At 38.4% G+C, this 18248-nt stretch carries 15 protein-coding genes and 1 riboswitch; of the genes, 3 read left to right on the top strand and 12 right to left on the bottom strand.

Annotation, left to right across the window (positions count from 1 at the left end; genetic code table 11):
* Window positions 1-7: 7 nt before the first annotated feature.
* The 4 genes from ACWPW6_RS06165 to speA all read right to left on the bottom strand — a co-directional run bounded on the left by ACWPW6_RS06165 (window position 8) and on the right by speA (window position 5454).
* The gene (locus ACWPW6_RS06165; protein WP_250000226.1) at window positions 8-913 is read right to left on the bottom strand and encodes a sphingomyelin phosphodiesterase; all 906 of its coding nucleotides are present in this window, start codon (window positions 911-913) and stop codon (window positions 8-10) included.
* A 371-nt stretch (window positions 914-1284) separates the two neighbouring features.
* Window positions 1285-2064, bottom strand: coding sequence for an acetoin reductase (locus tag ACWPW6_RS06160; RefSeq protein ID WP_154622995.1), 780 nt, complete (start codon window positions 2062-2064; stop codon window positions 1285-1287).
* Between the two features lie 460 nt (window positions 2065-2524).
* Window positions 2525-3445 carry an agmatinase gene (gene speB / locus ACWPW6_RS06155; RefSeq protein ID WP_154622996.1) on the bottom strand — a complete coding sequence of 307 codons (921 nt, stop codon included), beginning with the start codon at window positions 3443-3445 and terminating at the stop codon, window positions 2525-2527.
* Between the two features lie 104 nt (window positions 3446-3549).
* Window positions 3550-5454 (bottom strand): biosynthetic arginine decarboxylase, encoded by a 1905-nt coding sequence (gene speA, locus ACWPW6_RS06150; RefSeq protein ID WP_250000224.1) that lies wholly within the window; start codon window positions 5452-5454, stop codon window positions 3550-3552.
* Between the two features lie 643 nt (window positions 5455-6097).
* On the opposite strand from speA, the gene metK reads away from it, so the two are divergent.
* Window positions 6098-7252 carry a methionine adenosyltransferase gene (metK, locus tag ACWPW6_RS06145; protein WP_154622998.1) on the top strand — a complete coding sequence of 385 codons (1155 nt, stop codon included), beginning with the start codon at window positions 6098-6100 and terminating at the stop codon, window positions 7250-7252.
* A 351-nt stretch (window positions 7253-7603) separates the two neighbouring features.
* Here the strand turns inward: metK and ACWPW6_RS06140 are convergent, their stop codons facing one another.
* The 5 genes from ACWPW6_RS06140 to ACWPW6_RS06120 all read right to left on the bottom strand — a co-directional run bounded on the left by ACWPW6_RS06140 (window position 7604) and on the right by ACWPW6_RS06120 (window position 12299).
* Window positions 7604-8518, bottom strand: coding sequence for a LysR family transcriptional regulator (locus ACWPW6_RS06140; protein WP_154622999.1), 915 nt, complete (start codon window positions 8516-8518; stop codon window positions 7604-7606).
* A 312-nt stretch (window positions 8519-8830) separates the two neighbouring features.
* A complete protein-coding gene (locus tag ACWPW6_RS06135) occupies window positions 8831-10510 on the bottom strand; it encodes a glycosyl hydrolase family 18 protein (protein ID WP_154635544.1) in 1680 nt (559 codons plus the stop codon).
* 610 nt (window positions 10511-11120) lie between these two features.
* Entirely contained in the window at window positions 11121-11528 is a 408-nt protein-coding gene (locus ACWPW6_RS06130; RefSeq protein ID WP_154623689.1) for a DUF6691 family protein, read from the bottom strand.
* 4 nt (window positions 11529-11532) lie between these two features.
* The gene (locus tag ACWPW6_RS06125; RefSeq protein ID WP_154623688.1) at window positions 11533-11970 is read right to left on the bottom strand and encodes a YeeE/YedE family protein; all 438 of its coding nucleotides are present in this window, start codon (window positions 11968-11970) and stop codon (window positions 11533-11535) included.
* Window positions 11971-11972: 2 nt separating this feature from the next.
* A complete protein-coding gene (locus ACWPW6_RS06120; RefSeq protein ID WP_154623687.1) occupies window positions 11973-12299 on the bottom strand; it encodes an ArsR/SmtB family transcription factor in 327 nt (108 codons plus the stop codon).
* A 102-nt stretch (window positions 12300-12401) separates the two neighbouring features.
* Here ACWPW6_RS06120 and ACWPW6_RS06115 point away from each other — a divergent pair, with 102 nt between their 5' ends.
* Entirely contained in the window at window positions 12402-12935 is a 534-nt protein-coding gene (locus tag ACWPW6_RS06115) for a SprT family zinc-dependent metalloprotease (RefSeq protein WP_154622146.1), read from the top strand.
* 29 nt (window positions 12936-12964) lie between these two features.
* On the opposite strand, the gene ACWPW6_RS06110 is transcribed toward ACWPW6_RS06115, so the two are convergent.
* On the bottom strand, window positions 12965-14035 hold the full coding sequence (locus ACWPW6_RS06110; RefSeq protein WP_163860880.1) for a magnesium transporter: 1071 nt from the start codon (window positions 14033-14035) through the stop codon (window positions 12965-12967).
* A gap of 74 nt (window positions 14036-14109) precedes the next feature.
* Window positions 14110-14283: riboswitch (M-box (ykoK) riboswitch) on the bottom strand.
* Window positions 14284-14896: 613 nt separating this feature from the next.
* Between ACWPW6_RS06110 and ACWPW6_RS06105 the strand changes: the two genes are divergently transcribed.
* Entirely contained in the window at window positions 14897-15133 is a 237-nt protein-coding gene (locus ACWPW6_RS06105; RefSeq protein ID WP_154635590.1) for a HEAT repeat domain-containing protein, read from the top strand.
* A 147-nt stretch (window positions 15134-15280) separates the two neighbouring features.
* On the opposite strand, the gene hcr is transcribed toward ACWPW6_RS06105, so the two are convergent.
* Together hcr and hcp are read right to left on the bottom strand one after the other, a co-directional pair.
* Entirely contained in the window at window positions 15281-16285 is a 1005-nt protein-coding gene (gene hcr / locus ACWPW6_RS06100) for an NADH oxidoreductase (RefSeq protein ID WP_154624040.1), read from the bottom strand.
* Between the two features lie 48 nt (window positions 16286-16333).
* Window positions 16334-17986 carry a hydroxylamine reductase gene (gene hcp, locus ACWPW6_RS06095; protein WP_154624039.1) on the bottom strand — a complete coding sequence of 551 codons (1653 nt, stop codon included), beginning with the start codon at window positions 17984-17986 and terminating at the stop codon, window positions 16334-16336.
* Window positions 17987-18248 lie beyond the last annotated feature (262 nt).

Raw genomic sequence — 18248 nt, 5'->3', positions numbered from 1 at the left:
AATATTATCATAATTCAATTTCAGCCACGACTGGATAATGGTCTGAATAATCATAATAAGCATTATTATTATAATAATAAGCTGTTTTCATTTTCACCTGTCTGGTTTGTTCTTTGATCGAAGCAACATTTTTTGCAAAAATATAATCTAAATGCCAACTCTCTTTTTCATCTGGATGCGCAGCTTTAATGATATCATTGCTTGTGACATCCCACGAAGGAGTCGATGAAACATATTCAGGTTCTCCCCAGCCAATAATATCCAAAGCTTGTATATATTCCCTTTGCGTATAATTGATATTAAGGTCACCCCCTAAGACGACGGCTAAATTCTCTTCTGAAGCGATGCTATTAGCCCAGTTGATTAACTGATTAAGCTGAGTTTTACGATGATCTGAAGGGGTTGTCATTATACAATAATGATCATCCGACTGCATATGTGTACCAATAACATTGACCTTACTGCCCTTAAAGTCAATAACGGCCCTCACTCCTCCTTTAGCACTAAAACGGTCAGCACCACAGCCCGAATCATCAAAAAGATGATATTCACGATAAATAATGGGATAACGAGAAGCAATAGCGATACCTGAGTTAACTTGCTGAATAATATCCCATGTTCCTTTTTTATTATTCCAACAATTATTCGAGTCACAATAAGCTAGGATAGATTCATTATATTGAGCCGCAACCGGTGTGTGATAGATAACCCCCAACTCTCTCATTCCTGAAAATAATTTCTTTTCAGAATCTTGGCTAAAAACCTCTTGAAAAATAACAATGTCAACATCAGAAAAAATATTATCTCTAATCATCGCATTAATTCTTGTATTTCTTGTTGATGCACCAATACTAAAAAGAGGAACATGCAATAAATAAGTATTAAATGTCATCACTTTAATTTTATTTGGCATAGTTTTTCCTATCATGTCATTGATTAATAATATATAAATTACATTATCATTTTAAAATAAAGGCTATTTCAGTAAACACATTGTGTTTGACAATGACGACAAGAGCTATGCTAAACCATATCAACAATAGCGAATAGATTATTTCTTATTGTATAACCAAAAGAATTTTATCAGTAATCAGAGCTAATTAAATAATTAGAATAATATTTAAGATATATAAAAGAGATGATAGCGAGAGGATAATATTGATGACAAGCGTTCATTACCCATATTTTCTTGTTATACAATATAGCCATTGCGCCCTCCGCTATATTTATAGCTTCAGGCGCAATTTAGGCATGAGTTTATGTAAAAACTAATCGCACCACGGATTAGCGATAAACAATACCGCCATCAGTTAGGATTGATTGTCCAGTAATGTAGTCTGAGTCATCACTTGCTAAAAATGCGACCAAGCCCGCCACATCTTCTGGAGTTTGTGCTCGACCTAATGCAATACCTTCAACATATTTTTTATAGGTTTCACCTTTTGGTGCACCTGTAATTTCAGCAAAACGCTCATCAATTTCTACCCACATATCGGTACCCACAATACCTGGGCAATATGAGTTAACAGTAATGCCTGAGCTTGCATACTCTTTCGCTGCCGCTTGAGTTAATGCGCGCACTGCAAATTTAGTTGCAGAGTAAACACCTAGCATTGCAAAACCATCATGCCCTGCAATAGAAGAGGCATTAATAATTTTCCCCTTCTGTTTACGTTGTTGGAATTTCTCACTGGCTGCTTGGATCCCCCACATAACACCATCAACGTTAATTTTGAAAATTAAGTCCATGTCTTCTTGGCGTACATCGGCGAGAGGTTTAACTTGCGCAATCCCCGCATTATTAATCATGACATCGAAACCACCTAATTCAGCTTCAGCATGCGCCACTGCTGCAAACACTTCCTCACGTTTACTGACATCTGCTGCAAATGTTGTCGCTTTACGGCCTAATGCTTCAATTTCCTTCGCCACATCCGCTAGCTTATCTTTTTTAAGATCCACAAGTGCGATATCAGCTCCCTCTTTCGCTAAACGTAATGCGATACCACGACCAATACCTTGTGCTGCGCCAGTAACCAAAATGACTTTATTATTCAGTGCCATGAGCTATCTCCCATTAGGATAGTTAAAATAAATGACTCTAACTAAACAATACGTTAGCAAGATTGCGAATAAGTTACAAAGTTATGATTTTAAACTGTTTTAGGTGAATATTGTAACAGATACAACTCTATTTGATTGATTATCACTCGCATTTGCAATAGAAATGACTACAAAAAACCAAATAATAATTAAATTGAGGTAGAAATACCCATTAAGAGGTATAGCAAAAAATGCTATTTATAACAATCTGTTCAAATAACAAACGCTTTTTTAAGAAAAAAATAGGCTGACAAACCTATTATGTTTGGCGGCAAGTCGGATAGGTTTTGAAAATAAACGAGGATAATCAATTTATTGATTTTCGACTGACAACACAAAGTGGGAAAAACCACGCTTTATCCCACTTTGTCAACAACCTTAGGCTGCCCATATGGCAGCCTAATAATAAAGCAATGACGGCTTATTTTTTGGATGCTTGCAAGTACAGCATATCCAATGCAATAGAAGCCGCGGCTAATGCTGTGATTTCTGATTGGTCATAAGCAGGAGCCACTTCGACCAGATCCATACCAACAATATTTAAGGGTTGTAAACCACGCAGTAGTTTCAACGCGCGGTCAGATGTTAATCCCCCAACAACCGGTGTCCCTGTTCCCGGTGCAAATGCAGGATCAAGACAATCAATATCGAACGTCAAATAAACAGGCATATCACCAACAATTGATTTGATTTGTTCAATCATCTCATCAACACCACGGTCATTAACCTGAGCCGCATCAAGTACCGTAAACCCATTGTCGCTGTCATGTTCCGTACGAATACCAATTTGCACTGAACGAGTCGGGTCGATCAACCCCTCTTTCGGAGCATGATAGAACATCGTTCCATGGTCATACTGACTCCCATTACCATAAGTATCAGTATGTGCATCAAAGTGAACTAAAGCCATTTTGCCAAAGTGCTTTGCATGAGCACGCAGCAGAGGAAGCGTCACAAAGTGATCGCCACCAAACGTTAAACAACGCTTTCCAGCCGCAAGGAGTTTTTCAGTATGCGCTTGTAATTTATCGCACATATCCTGTGCATCACCAAAAGCAAAGACAACGTCACCACAATCAACAACGTTTAAACGCTCGGTTAGCTTAAAGTTCCATGGCCAGCGATGGCTTTCCCACGCTAGGTTTGTTGATACTTGGCGAATCGCTGCTGGCCCATGACGGCTTCCCGCACGGCCTGAAGTTGCCATATCAAAAGGAACACCGGTGATCACCCATTCAGCATCAGAGCTATATGGTTGAAAATTCAGTGGAAATCGTAAAAAGCCAAATGCGTTAGAAACCAGAGAGTTATCAATCTGGTTACCTAATGTGCTATTAATCATCACTCTTCCTCTATCAGCATTTGTAATCTGCAAATACTTTTATTATTTAGGCTCACGGGTAGCTTTACGCCACCCGTGATTAGCCACCGTTCATTTAACGCTAATTATTCGTCTTCTAAGTAAGTATAGCCATAGAGACCATTCTCAAACTCATCCACAAAATCTTTTTGTAGTTGTTCGCTTAGCCCAGTACCTTTAACTTGCTCGATAAAGCTTTCCAATAAGACTTCTGGTACTAGCTTGACGTATTGCAGCATATCCGCAACGGAATCCCCCTCTTCACTTTGCAGATAACGCACATTACCTTGGCTATCAACCCAAACGTCAAGTGCCGCCGTATCCCCAAATAAGTTGTGCATATTTCCCAAAATTTCCTGATACGCACCTATCATAAAGAAGCCAATCATTGGTGGATTTTCTGGATCATATGCAGGCATTGGCATAGTTGTTTCAACGCCATCTCCGTCAACATAGTGATCAATAATACCATCTGAATCACAGGTGATATCCAATAACACCGCTCGACGGTCAAGTGGCTTATCTAAACCTTCAATGGGTAAAACGGGGAAAACTTGGTCAATCCCCCATGCATCAGGTAATGATTGGAATAGCGAAAAATTCACATAGAACTTATCGGCCATACGCTCCTGTAGTTCATCAATAATAGGACGATGAGCGCGATTACTCGGATCCAGATCTTGCTGAATGCGACGACAAATATTTAAATAAAGTTCTTCAGCCCAAGCACGTTGAGTTAAATCCAAAACGCCATGCGCATATTGTGTATGTGCTTCTTGCAAATCGAACTGACTATCATGAAGCCATTCGCGCAATGAACGACTGTTTCCTTGATGCTGCATCGATTCCCACGTTTCCCACAACGAAATCAATGAGCGTGGCGCATCTTCATCTGGGGGAGATGTTTTCGTAAACTCGTTACGTTCAACCCCAATCACATTAGAAACCAAGACAGTATGATGAGCAGTCAGTGCGCGTCCTGATTCTGTGATCACCGTTGGATGAGGTAGGTCATATTCTTCACATGCATCACCAATTGCCCAAATCACATTATTGGCATATTCATTTAGACCATAATTCACTGAGCAATCTGACTGTGAGCGAGTGCCCTCATAGTCTACCCCTAATCCACCACCAACATCGAAACATTGAATTTTGACCCCTAAGCGGTGTAATTCAACATAAAAACGTGCTGACTCACGGACCCCTGTCGCAATATCACGAATATTGGCCATTTGCGAACCAAGATGGAAATGCAGCAGTTGTAAGCTTTCTAGGCGGTCGGCATTACGCAGGATTTCAACAAGCTGCAACACTTGTGTCGCTGCCAAGCCAAATTTAGATTTTTCACCCCCACTGGCTTGCCATTTACCTGACCCTTGTGACGCTAAACGAGCACGTACCCCTAATCGAGGAGTCACATTCAAGCTTTCCGCTTCTTTAAGCACCATCTCAATTTCAGACATTTTCTCGATAACAAGATACACCTTGTGACCGAGTTTTTCCCCGATAAGCGCTAAACGAATATATTCACGGTCTTTGTAACCGTTACACACAATCACAGTACGGGTACGGCCGGCATTCGCTAATACCGCCATTAATTCGGCTTTCGAACCTGCTTCCAGTCCAAGAGGCTCTCCAGAATTCACTAATGACTCGATAACGCGACGCTGTTGGTTAACCTTAATCGGATATACCAAAAAGTAATCGCCTGTATAACCATAAGATTCACGAGCACGTTTAAACGCCGCATTAATTGAACGTAAACGGTGCTGTAGAATTTGAGGAAAGCAGAACAATGCGGGTAAACGCAAATGCTCTTGTTCCTCTTGAACTTGATAAACAAGTTCAGCTAAATCAATAGACGTGTCTGGGTTATCAGGATTAGGGCAAACACAGACATTTCCGCGCTCATTCACCTGATAGTAACCACCGCCCCAATACGCGATGTTGTATGTCTGGCGCATTTTGCGAGCGATATTATCATTCATAACAAACTCCTTTATGGAGGGGTGAGTGACGCTTTCTCCGGCCAGAAAGTCGCCCGTCATTAGACGTGGCACTGCTGGGCAGTTATGTCGGGGAAACAGCTATTACTCGGATTAATTAAAGTGCTTAGAACATCTAAACGGTGACAAATACGACCATTTGGCAGACAGTTACCGACTGGTAGCCAAAGGTGTACTAAGAAGATGATGGTAACTTCGAGAAGAAGTAAACAAAGGCAGGAAAGTAAACGCCAAAGACACGCGGCGATCCGCGTTCAGCTGTTGATTACTGTTATTCAGTAGATTATGGATCATTACCCATTAACCCCCAATATAACTGTTTAATCTTTATCAATAACGAAAAAGATAAACACTCCTGATCGATAGCAGGCACATTGTCTGCCTACTGGTGTATAACGGAAAATTTTTAACTAACCGTCACGGTCGCTGTTTATACATTGATTAGGCAGAAATTGCAAAACGTTATTGCCCTAATAGAAATAAAATTTGTCAGTAACGTCTTTTCACTCACTGTTTTTCTATCAAGAACAAAAACAGGTGGCACTTTTTTTGTTAAAATATTAAAATAGACGTCTAGATGTTAAAACATCCAATTACAATCAGCGAATTCTAAGGTATTAATCTCATGGCTACACATCTCTTTACTTCTGAATCTGTATCGGAAGGGCATCCTGATAAAATTGCCGATCAAATCTCTGATGCGGTTCTTGATGCGATTCTTGAGCAAGATCCAAAAGCTCGCGTTGCTTGCGAGACCTACGTCAAGACAGGTATGGTGATGGTTGGGGGAGAAATCACCACCAGCGCTTGGGTTGATATTGAAGAGATCACACGTAAAACCGTTCGCGAAATTGGTTATACCAGCTCAGACATGGGTTTTGATGCGAACTCGTGTGCGGTTTTAAGTGCGATTGGTAAACAATCACCAGATATCAACCAAGGTGTTGACCGTGCAGACCCATTAGAACAAGGTGCTGGTGACCAAGGTATTATGTTTGGTTATGCAACAAATGAAACTGACGTTCTTATGCCTGCACCAGTGACTTATGCTCACCGTTTGGTACAGCGCCAAGCTGAAGTCCGCAAAAATGGCACATTACCATGGTTGCGCCCAGATGCGAAAAGCCAAGTAACATTCCAATATGACGACAACAAAATTGTTGGTATTGATGCTGTTGTATTATCAACTCAGCATTCTGAAGACATCAAACAGCAAGATTTACATGAAGCGGTGATGGAAGAAATTATCAAACCCGTTCTTCCAACTGAATGGTTAGCTCCAACAACAAAATACTTTATCAACCCAACAGGTCGTTTTGTTATTGGTGGACCAATGGGTGACTGCGGTTTAACTGGCCGAAAAATTATCGTTGATACATACGGCGGTATGGCTCGTCATGGTGGTGGAGCATTCTCAGGTAAAGATCCCTCTAAAGTCGACCGTTCTGCTGCTTATGCGGCCCGCTATGTTGCAAAAAACATTGTTGCAGCTGGTTTAGCGGATCGTTGTGAAATCCAAGTATCCTATGCAATTGGTGTGGCTGAGCCAACCTCTATCATGGTTGAAACATTTGGCACAGGTAAAGTTCCAGAGGCACAACTGGTTCTGTTAGTACGTGAATTTTTCGATTTACGCCCATACGGACTCATTCAAATGCTGGACTTGCTACACCCTATTTATCAGCAAACTGCATCATATGGTCACTTTGGTCGTTCTCAATTCCCTTGGGAAAAAACTGACAAAGCGGCTATTTTACGTGAAGCTGCCGGTTTGAAATAAAACAAAAGGCTCTGATAATAAAAATAGGCCCCACAATGCTGGGGTTTATTTTTTAACACTCAATATGTTCGATTATTTTACTACTCATTGAAATGTAGATTTAATATTTACACACGCAGAATAGCCCTAAAAATATCCGCTCTCCTTCAATCTAGTCACTGTCACTCCGTATTAATCATAGAATATCAGCTCAATTCAATAAATGAATTGAACTAATTTAGTAGAAAACTCAATAGTTCAATATCTAAATAATAAAATAAGCCAACCCTAGAGATAGGTTGTATCATAATAACTAGGGTAGCTCAGCATAACTCAGCCTCACAAACCGAAAAATATTTAATATATCTTCTATTATGATTTAGACAAATTTTCGACAAAACTTGATGTATCTATTTTTTTGATTAATCGCTCTTTCCACCAAGAGAAATTGCCCCCCTTACTTGAGGGATGCCAAGCTAACCAAATAAATTGATCATCTTTAGGTATTTCTACAGGCACAATAACGAGTTCTTGATTTTTTAACTCGTTCTTTATATGTAAGGGACAAATGAAACCATAACCAATCCCGCGTTTCAGTAATATTAATTTACTTTCTAAATCACAAACCAGTATTTGTCGCTCCAATGTCATTTCTTTTTCTTTATTAATTGATAACTCATGGCTACTATCCGCAATTTCCACATAAATATCATTGAGTAATTGTTTTCTAGTAATTATTTTCCTTTGTGATGCGAAAGGATGTGAAGGAGAGACACAAAGTGAAAAACTAATTTTGCCAAGGAGTTGAGTACTGGCTTTTATATTTTCAGGGATATAGCCTAGAGCAATGATAAAATCGGCTCTATTCTCTTTTAATGCATCCCATGCCCCCGTCATTGCCTCCCTTTGAATAGAAATATGAACATCTCCATTCGTATTAATATAATCTCGAATATCTTGCACAAAGATATCGAGTGGTAAAAATTTTTCCACCACAATACGGATTTGATTATCAAGCGTGGGGATGTTCCTTACTCTATTTTCAAGATCTTGCATTGCATTTAAGATCCATGCGCCTTCTTGCAATAAAAACTCCCCTTCTTTAGTCAAACGCACTATAGGCCCATTACGGTGAAAAAGCTTCACATTCAAACGGCTTTCTATATTCAATACTTGATATGAAATTGCTGAAGGTGTTTTATGTAATACATCTGCGGCCGTTGAAAAGGATCCTGTTTTTTTGATAGTACTTATTATATTAATTGCATCCACGGATAATCTACTCATATAAGCTCCTATTAATTTAAAATAGCTAATACAATGATTTCAGCGCATGAATATTAAATTAATTCAGATATAGAACTATCATAATGTCGATAATAAACAATCAAGAAATATCCTAATCTATTTATTTAATAACAACCAACCTTTTTACTTGATATATAATTAATAAATAAAAACATAACAAAAAAATATTGATTAGATAAAACAATAAAAAACCCCAAAAATATATATTTATTATCAATGAAAAAACTAACATTCAAACAATCACCAATATAGAGGGAAATATTCTCCCTCTATATTAAATCATACAATCACTTATTTAGAGAGACTATTACCTAAGCTAGAATTCATATTATTCAAAATATCACCATTATCTGCATCAATTTCCCATGCAAATAATCCGCCGAGTTTTTTATCTAAAACATATTTTCCTTTCGCTTGTACTGAGCGTTCATCATCAAACGTAATTAAATCGCCTGTTGATGCTTTAAATACATATGGAGCCTCCGCTACAGCATCATAGCTATATACCCATTCTCCACTCATATACTGATTTTTTATTTGGCGATAATCAACAACCCCATTTTCCCACGTTCCCGCTATTGGGCCTGTCGCTTTGCCCGTGAAAGGGTTACCCGCAGTATAGCCATTTACGCCAGTCCAACCTCGGCCATACATCGCTGCACCTACCACAATTTTCCCTGGATCAACACCTTGTGCTAATAATGCATTCACACCATTGACTGTTGTATATTCAGTATCAGGCCGCCAGCTTGATGCATTAAGAGCGGTTTGATAACCCAGTGTATTTAAATCAAAAGCACCGTAAAAGTCATAGCTCATCATAAAGAAATGATCGACTGATTTTTGTACCAACCCAAAATTAACTTTATCAATTTTCACTTTGGCCGCACTGATTGCGGAAGTTAATTGATATTGGCGTCCGGTTTCTTTTTCTAATTCATCCAACATAGCACGGAGTTCTTGCATCAGTAATAAATAGGTTTCACCATCCTTATCTGACGCTAATGTCACACTGGCTCCATTTGCACCGGGATATTCCCAGTCAATATCAACGCCATCAAAAAACTTCCATGTTTGTAGAAACTCTTTTACTGAACTGACAAAAGTATCCCGTTTCGTTTTATCTTTTAACGCATAAAATGGATCTGACAATGTCCATCCACCCACCGAAGGTAATATTTTTAAATCTGGATAAGCACGTTTGATTGCCATGAGTTGACCAAAATTCCCTTTATATGGATCAACAGTACCAGTTTGCCCTAATTGAAGGGCAGCCCATGGGTCATGAATACTAACCTTGTAATCCTCTCGACCAGAACATGATCTTTGTAACGACTCAAAGCTACCTTCAATTTCTTTTAAGCTATCATTAATTCCATTACCACCACACATAGGAATAAAAGCATATAAAATATGGGTTAGATTTTGTACGGGTATCTTATCAACTGGAAATTTCCGCCCGTAAACGCCCCACTCAACAAAATAGGCGGCAATAACTTTGCCTGAATTTTGTGTATAAGCTTTATTATTTTCTAATAACTGCGGCTTAAGCGGATCAAGATGGCTTCCATCGGTGTCTTTAACGATAATTTCTTTTGCATCACTTAGATTGCATTCATCTCCATTACATAACGCAACTTGTAATTGATATTTACCCCCCTTAGAAATTGAGATCGTAGCTTTACCTGATGCACCTGTGGATGCACCACTCCATACTTCTTTACTATCTAAATAAACCTTAGCTGTCGTTCCATAATCACCATTCCATAGAGCCCAGCTCACTTCAACATCAACGGCAGTTTTTCTTGTCACCAACTTTTCATAAGCGGTCGCATCACTAGAAACAGTGACTAGACTGTAAACGCTCTCTCCCCACTGAATAGAGGGTTTACCCGGAAGAGCAGCATACGAAAATTGGCTAGCAAAATGACTTACAAGCATGGTAAGAAGTACTTTATATAGTTTAAGCATATCTAACTCCTCAATTTAGCCGGAAATACCAACTATTAATGCCTGTTGGTATCGCGTTTATTCCTACATTAATGGCAGATATGACATCACTGACTGATTCACAAAAAGCATTTGCAGAATCATAAACATTCCATACGGCAAGAATGACGCAATACTCAGTGCAGTCATCGGATACTTACGCGCCACAATTTGTACTTTTTAGCTCCGTTGTGTGATGAGCTGAAGTCAATAGACTCGGCATGGTAAAACAGTGGGATAACCATGAGCGAAAACAGATTGAGAAGCTATCAGTAATAATGAACATAAACAGTTTAAGGAAAGGACTTGCTGAAATTGCTTTTTCATAACCCACCTCTGATATTCACTTAAATAGATTTTTTTGAACAGTTCATTCATTTATGAAAGCGCTGTTCATTTATATTATTGTGTGTTTAACAAGGGTGTTTTATGAAAAGTTCAATAGGAAAAGTGAAATATTTATCATGATAAGTATATTTTTAAATAAGCTTATATTTATTTTCATATGATAAAAAAGAAGGGGATCAAAAGTTAATAGATATTTTTAATTTACGAATAAAGGCATAAGCCCCGCTTGTCGTGGGGCTTATATTTATTTTTTGGTTATTTGAAAAATAGACATTCCCGCTATCATTGCTAACGTGAAAACGATGCCTTGAGTTATCCCCATTCCCGTTAATAATAGTGCTGGTCCAGGACAAATACCCGCTAGCCCCCACCCCAATCCAAATAACACACTACCTATAATGAGTGGCTTATCAATTTTTTGATTTGTTGGGATCTGCATTGGGCACGCTAATAAACTGACTTGGCGTTTTTTCGCGACAGCGAAGGCAATCGCACTCATTCCCATTGCAACAGCCATTGTCACTAACAACGATGGATCCCAATTTCCTGTAATATCTAAAAATCCCAGAATTTTTGCTGGATTTCCCATACCCGCTAATAATAATCCCAAGCCAAATAATAAACCTGAGATTAAGGCGATAACGATAGGCATACCTTTATCCTCTTAAATCAAAGAAATTTATCAGTGCCACTGTCGCAAATGCCACCACCATAAAAGTCACCACCGCAACAATAGAGCGACGAGAAAACCTTGCCATGCCACAAATACCATGGCCACTTGTACATCCACTGCCCATTCTTGTACCAAACCCAACCAGTAATCCTGCAAGAATAATAATGGGTGTGCTTGTGGTAATAGTGACTTCAGGTGAAAAAAAGAAGAGAATAAATAAAGATGGAGCAATCATAATGCCTAATATAAATGCAACTTTCCAAGCCGTATCACCGGCGATAGGTTTCAATACTCCACTTAAAATGCCACTGATACCGGCAATCCTGCCATTTAAAAGAAGTAATAGTGAGACCGCGGCGCCGATCAATACTCCTCCTGCGGCGGCTGACCACGGAGTGAAATTAGCCCAATCAATAGACATTGTTATTTCTCCTGTACAGGACAATAAAGTTGATAGAGTGTATTTAGCAGTGTAAAAAGCTTTTCATCCGCAATAGCGTAATAAATACGTTTCCCCTCACGGCGTGTTACCACAAGGCCTTCATGACGTAACACCGTTAATTGTTGAGAAAGCGTGGGTTGTTGTATACCTAATGAGGCTTCTAACTCGCTCACACAGGCCTCTCCCTGCGTTAACTGACACAGCAGCAACAGCCGATCAGGGTTACCTAATGTTTTCAACAACGACGATGTTTGCATTGCGGCCTGCTTCATTGCAGAGAGCACGAGTTCTGAAGAATTATCGCTCATGATATACCTCTATATATTATATAATTAAACAATATATTATTTAATATAATGATAGTCAATAAGACTTGTTTCTCTAGGTCGGGTTATATTATTCTTGCCATCATGAAAACAGTACGCGTCCCTATCTATCTTCAACAGAAAGTCATGCATACACTGCGTGAAAAGCTTCACTTAGCACAACAAAAACTGGAAAAAACATTTCCAGAACCAACAGTTAACTATAAACAACGAGGCACAACGGCTGGCAGCGCATACTTAAAAGAATGGGAAATCCGCTTAAACTCAATCCTACTGATTGAAAATGGTGATCTCTTTATTGAGCAAGTTATTCCCCATGAATTAGCGCACTTATTAGTCTATCGTATGTTTGGCCGACAAGGTATTGCACCTCATGGCCATGAATGGAAATGGATGATGGAACAGATTTTGGAAGTTCCAGCGAATCGAACTCATCATTTTGCAGTTTCTTCAGTGAAAAGCCGAACTTTTACTTATTATTGTGCTTGTACGACATCACATGAATTAACGATCAGAAGGCATAATAAAGTTGTTAGAGGGGAGAATCAGTATTTGTGTCGAAAATGCGGTGAAGTCCTAAAACAGACTATTTCGTTGGTTGCGGCAGATGTTAAATAACACTGCCGCATCATATCGATGGTGTGTCTTTAGGCGAACTCCGTCATCACCAATTTGGCAATTTCAAAGTAAATAATTAAACCTGTTCCATCAATAAAAGTCGCAATAAATGGCGCTGATACAACAGCCGGATCCACTTTTAATTTCTTCAATACCATTGGGATAATAGAAGAAACAATCGCACTCCACATAGTAATTGCAACAATCGTTAAACTCACAACAATAGTGACTTCAGCCCCAACACCTAAAATCCAGGCCCTAATCAAAGCAGCGGCACCGATAGTTATTGCCACTAAAAACGATGTTGATACTTCTTTTTTCAGGACTGCACCTAGATTACGTAAGCTAACCTCACCTAATGCCATCGCTCTGACAAGCGTAGAAGTGATTTGTGTTCCGCTATTTCCCCCTGTTCCAATCAGTAATGGAATAAAGAAAGCAAGAGAGATTGCGGCTTCTAATTGCTCTTCAAAAGCTTTTAACACTGTGCCTGTATAAGCCTCTGCAACAAATAGCATCAATAGCCATACAACACGTTTACGCCATAATGTCACTGGGCTTGTTGCTAAATAAGGCTCTTCAAGTGGTGTTGTCGCACCTTGAAGTTGTGCATCTAACGTATTCTCATCTTCTATCAATTCAGCGATATCTTGAGGTCTTAAAACCCCCATCAATTTGCCAAATTGTACAACCGGTATCATGTCTAAACCACTATGATTAATCAAATCATAAACATCATGACGTGATTGCTCAGGAGAAACTGAAAAGTAGTTGTGACGCATAATATCAGACACAAGCAAATTTTCTTCAGCTGCTAATAATGATTTAACGGAAAGGATACCATTTAAATAATTTTCCTGATCCACAACGAACAAATACGTAGGAATTTGCTCACCCTCTAAATGTTCGATCAGATTTTTTTTCACGCAATCAACTGAATCTGCAATAGAAACAGGCAAATAAGATTGGCTCATATATGCACTGACAGTTGCGTCGTCAATTTTTGGTTGCTGAGTGTTGTTGGTATTCAGGCGTGCGCCTTTCATTGCGGACTGAGCGATTGCTACAGATCCCGCTTTGTTCTGGGTAGTGAATGTCATTTTATTAGTCCCTAGTTACTGTTGTTTACTCAAACAGTACTCACATAGGGGCGAAACCAGATGAGAGAATGCGATGGCTATCTCTACGTCTCGGTTTTAGCACTATACAACGTATCCAACACATATATTGGAAGTTACATGGGGATATACCTTCGGTCGATATATCCTGTCCTGATCTTGGGCGTCTCTCGACGTCGTCAGATCAGTAACCTGTGTTTGTATAGGAGCCTCGCCTAACGAGATACTGCACTTTTGATGCGACGCGAATTATAACCATAAGATGATTAATTACCACCCCGAAAATACGGTTAATTTCCGATGACCATAGCCTTGTTTAAGTTTTGTTTAGGTTTATGTATAACAACAATTCTTGGTGTTACAAAGTGTAACCATTGATGTTTTTTTATTTTTTCTCCTAGTAAATAATACGCTATTTACTGCTATTGTTCATAATAACCAATAGAAATAGCACTTGAATAGTTATCTTCATAACCCCATAAGAATAAAGGCAAAAAAAAATTTCTTCGCTGTTTTATATTATTATGAGATGTTCGCTAAACGAATAAAACTGAACATATTAATTTAGCTCATTAGAATTTATTGAACGAAAATAAATAACAATAAAATCCATAATACAGGTAAATTTATTCAACGATAAATTTACTTACTTTAATTAACTAACTCAATCAAAGAAAATAAAAAAATAAGAGAATGCACTTAATGCATTATTTAACTCGAAAAAAAGTCTCATTTTTGATGTTTTCAAAATAAAAACATTAAATAAACGATCAATTTGGAAGTTAATATATATAATTTTAATTTAAAATATCTTCAAGTTAATTAAAGAGTGAAGTTTTAATTATGGACAGAACTATTGTCGGTATGCTGACGAATCTAACATTTCGCGTTAATGATGAGATCAAAATCGCTGCAATAGCAGCTTTGGGAGATTATAAAGCAACGATTGAATACCAAGAAGCGATTGTTCGTATTATCAATCTTTGCCAAGACCCAAATAAAGAGATAGCCGTCTCAGCTATAAATGCATTAAGTAAATTATCGGTTTATTTTATGCCTGAAGGACCCGTTTTAAAGTAAACAAATTTAACGCTAATAAAAATTACATAGTGATTTTTATATAATAACTTATAACTACGTATGTATAGTTATTTAATAACTTGTCTATAAGTCACTGTCTCATTATTAGTGGGATATATAATGAGACAGTTCATTTAATTGTTTTATTTACGCAATCTCTGTATCGCCTTGTAATTGACAACTACAAGCCAAAACATACCCTGCGGCAATCTCTTCCTCTGTTAATGTCATCGTACTGGTCGTTGTATAATTTCCTGATAATACTTTTGTTTTACAACTCCCACAAACACCAGCGCGACAAGCAGCAATCACTGGTTGTTTATTTTGTTCTAAAGCCGATAACAAAGACGTTCCCACCGGAACCTTAAAATCAACCAAACGTTGACGAATTTTTAAGGTAATGGTCTCTTCACTGGCAATCGGTTCCGGTTCTAGCGAGAAGCGTTCCATGAAGAAGTGTTCAGGTGGCACACCTAACGTTTTTGCAAATTGCTGGGCATTTTTCATATAAGGTGTGGGCCCACACGTCATGACGATGCGAGAACAAATATCTGGCACTAATGCAGATAATTTTTCAAGGGTTAAACGCCCTTCCGCAACCCCTCCATGATCAGGAGATTCCGGCATAATACATAACTGTAATCGTGATGGATATTGTGCAATTAATTGTTGCCACTCATCCGCAAAAATAATTTGCTGCTCATCTCGCACATTAAATAAAACTTTTACGTTAGCTTGAGAGCGGTATGCCATTAACCAACGTACCATCGACATAATTGGCGTTACACCACAGCCAGCAGCTAACATCAAATATTGATCACTATTTAATTCAGCACAAGTAAACTCACCCTGCGCATCTGAAAGCCATAGATAATCACCTGGCTTCACCGAGCTCGTTAACCAACATGACCCCGTTCCTTGCTCTAATCGTCTGACCGTAATAGTAATAAAACGACTTTGTCCAGGGGTCGATGAAATCGTATAAGCACGCATGATTTCATCGCTATTTTTAATACTAACAAGAGCGTATTGTCCCGGAGAATAGGTATAAAAGTCGTGATTAATTAAATTAATCGTCCATACATCGGAAGTTTCTTGATGGATAGAATGTATCTGCATTCTATTTGGACATAAACTACTCGGCATTGTCATGGTATCACTCCAATTAGGGGAAATAAATTTCCCCTATCACACTTAATATTATGCAGGCAGAATTTCAGCTAGATCTTGTTCAACAGTCGTAATACTACGCATTCCAAATTTTTCATTCAGTATGTTTAATAGGTTTTCAGTTAAGAATCCTGGTGCTGTTGGGCCGGTATAGATATTTTTAACACCGAGCGATAATAGCGTTAATAAAATAACAATCGCTTTTTGCTCAAACCAAGATAGGATTAAACTCAACGGTAAGTCATTAACGCCACAACCTAATTTTTCTGCTAAGTTTACAGCAAGCATGATTGCGGAATATGCATCATTACATTGTCCAACATCTAATAAACGAGGTAAGCCTTCTAAAGTACCAAAATCTAATTTATTAAAACGATATTTACCGCACGCCAATGTGAGAATTAAGCAGTCTTCAGGTACACTACGCGCAAAATCAGTGTAGTAGCTACGCTCACCACGGCTACCATCACATCCCCCAACCAAAAATACGTGACGTAGTTTTTTCTGAGAAACAAGATCAATCACTGTATCAGCTGCACTCAATAATGTTTGACGCCCAAATCCAACCGTAATTTTGTGCTCAATTTCTGTGTATGGAAAACCATTCATGGCTAAAGCTTGGTTGATCATTTCAGAGAAATCATCACCGGTTAAATGTTTGGCTCCAGGCCAACCCACAATACTACGAGTCCAAATACGGTCTTTATATTGCCCAACATCTGGGTCAATAATGCAGTTTGAGGTCATCAGAACAGGACCTGGAAATTTAGCAAACTCGGTTTGCTGATTTTGCCAGCCACTACCATAATTACCGACAAGGTGTGAATATTTCTTCAGTTCCGGATAGCCATGTGCAGGTAACATTTCACCATGGGTATAGATATTAATACCTGTACCTTCGGTTTGCTCTAATAGCATTTTCAAATCTTTTAGATCATGCCCTGAAATAAGAATACATTTCCCCGCAACTGGGCGAACATTCACTTCTGTTGGCACTGGATGACCAAATTCTCCAGTTTCTCCAGCATCGAGAATTTCCATTACCTTAAAATTCATCATGCCAATAGCCATCGCATTATCAAGCAACTCATTCATATTTGCGGGTAACGTACCTAACCACGCCATAATTTCATGATATTGGCGATAGATATCATTATCATATTGGCCTAATACATGCGCATGCTCCATATAAGCCGCTGCACCTTTTAAACCATATAAACAAAGCATGCGTAAACCATGAATATCATCACCAACTTGTGCTTTATCAATATCAAGTGCAAAATCTTCAGCCTGTTTTTGCAATGCAATAATATCATTACCTTTAAGCTGAATATTAATTAAAGGATGGTTAAATACAATAGCACTATTTTTTGCTTGGCATTGCTTGATTAATTTATCTCTTAAATAAATAGCTTCTCGAGCATAACCAATAATACGTTCTGAATCGAAATTAACATTTGTCAATGTTGAGAAAAACGCTCTAGGCGCGAAACTATCTACGTCGTGATCAATAATACCTAATTCACGTGCTGTTACAGCGCTAGCAGAGAGACTTTGTAACACCGCAACTAATAAGTCTTGTAGATCTGACGTTTCTGCTGTTTTACCGCACATACCCTGTGCGTATGCACAGCCATTTCCAGCTGGAGTTCTAATTGTTTGTTCACATTGCACACAGTACATGTTCATTGCCTCATAAGTTGCATTTTATATACAACATTAAGATTAAACCTTTTTCGATAATAAGGAAGAGGGATTTGAAGCTTATCTGAAGGTTTATTGATCTATATTAATGTTTTCATTGAATGAGAACTATTTACATCTATCTACCTAATAAAATAGGGAAAATTAGCCTTATTGCAGTGTACTTAATATATATAGTGTCATTTTTAGTCTAATTAGTGCTTGCAAGATTTGATTTATTCACTTGATAATACCCTCGCTT

Source organism: Providencia sp. Marseille-Q8014 (assembly GCF_965112055.1).
Note: the sequence above shows the minus strand (reverse complement) of the source record. Positions and strands in the feature narration are given on the sequence as shown.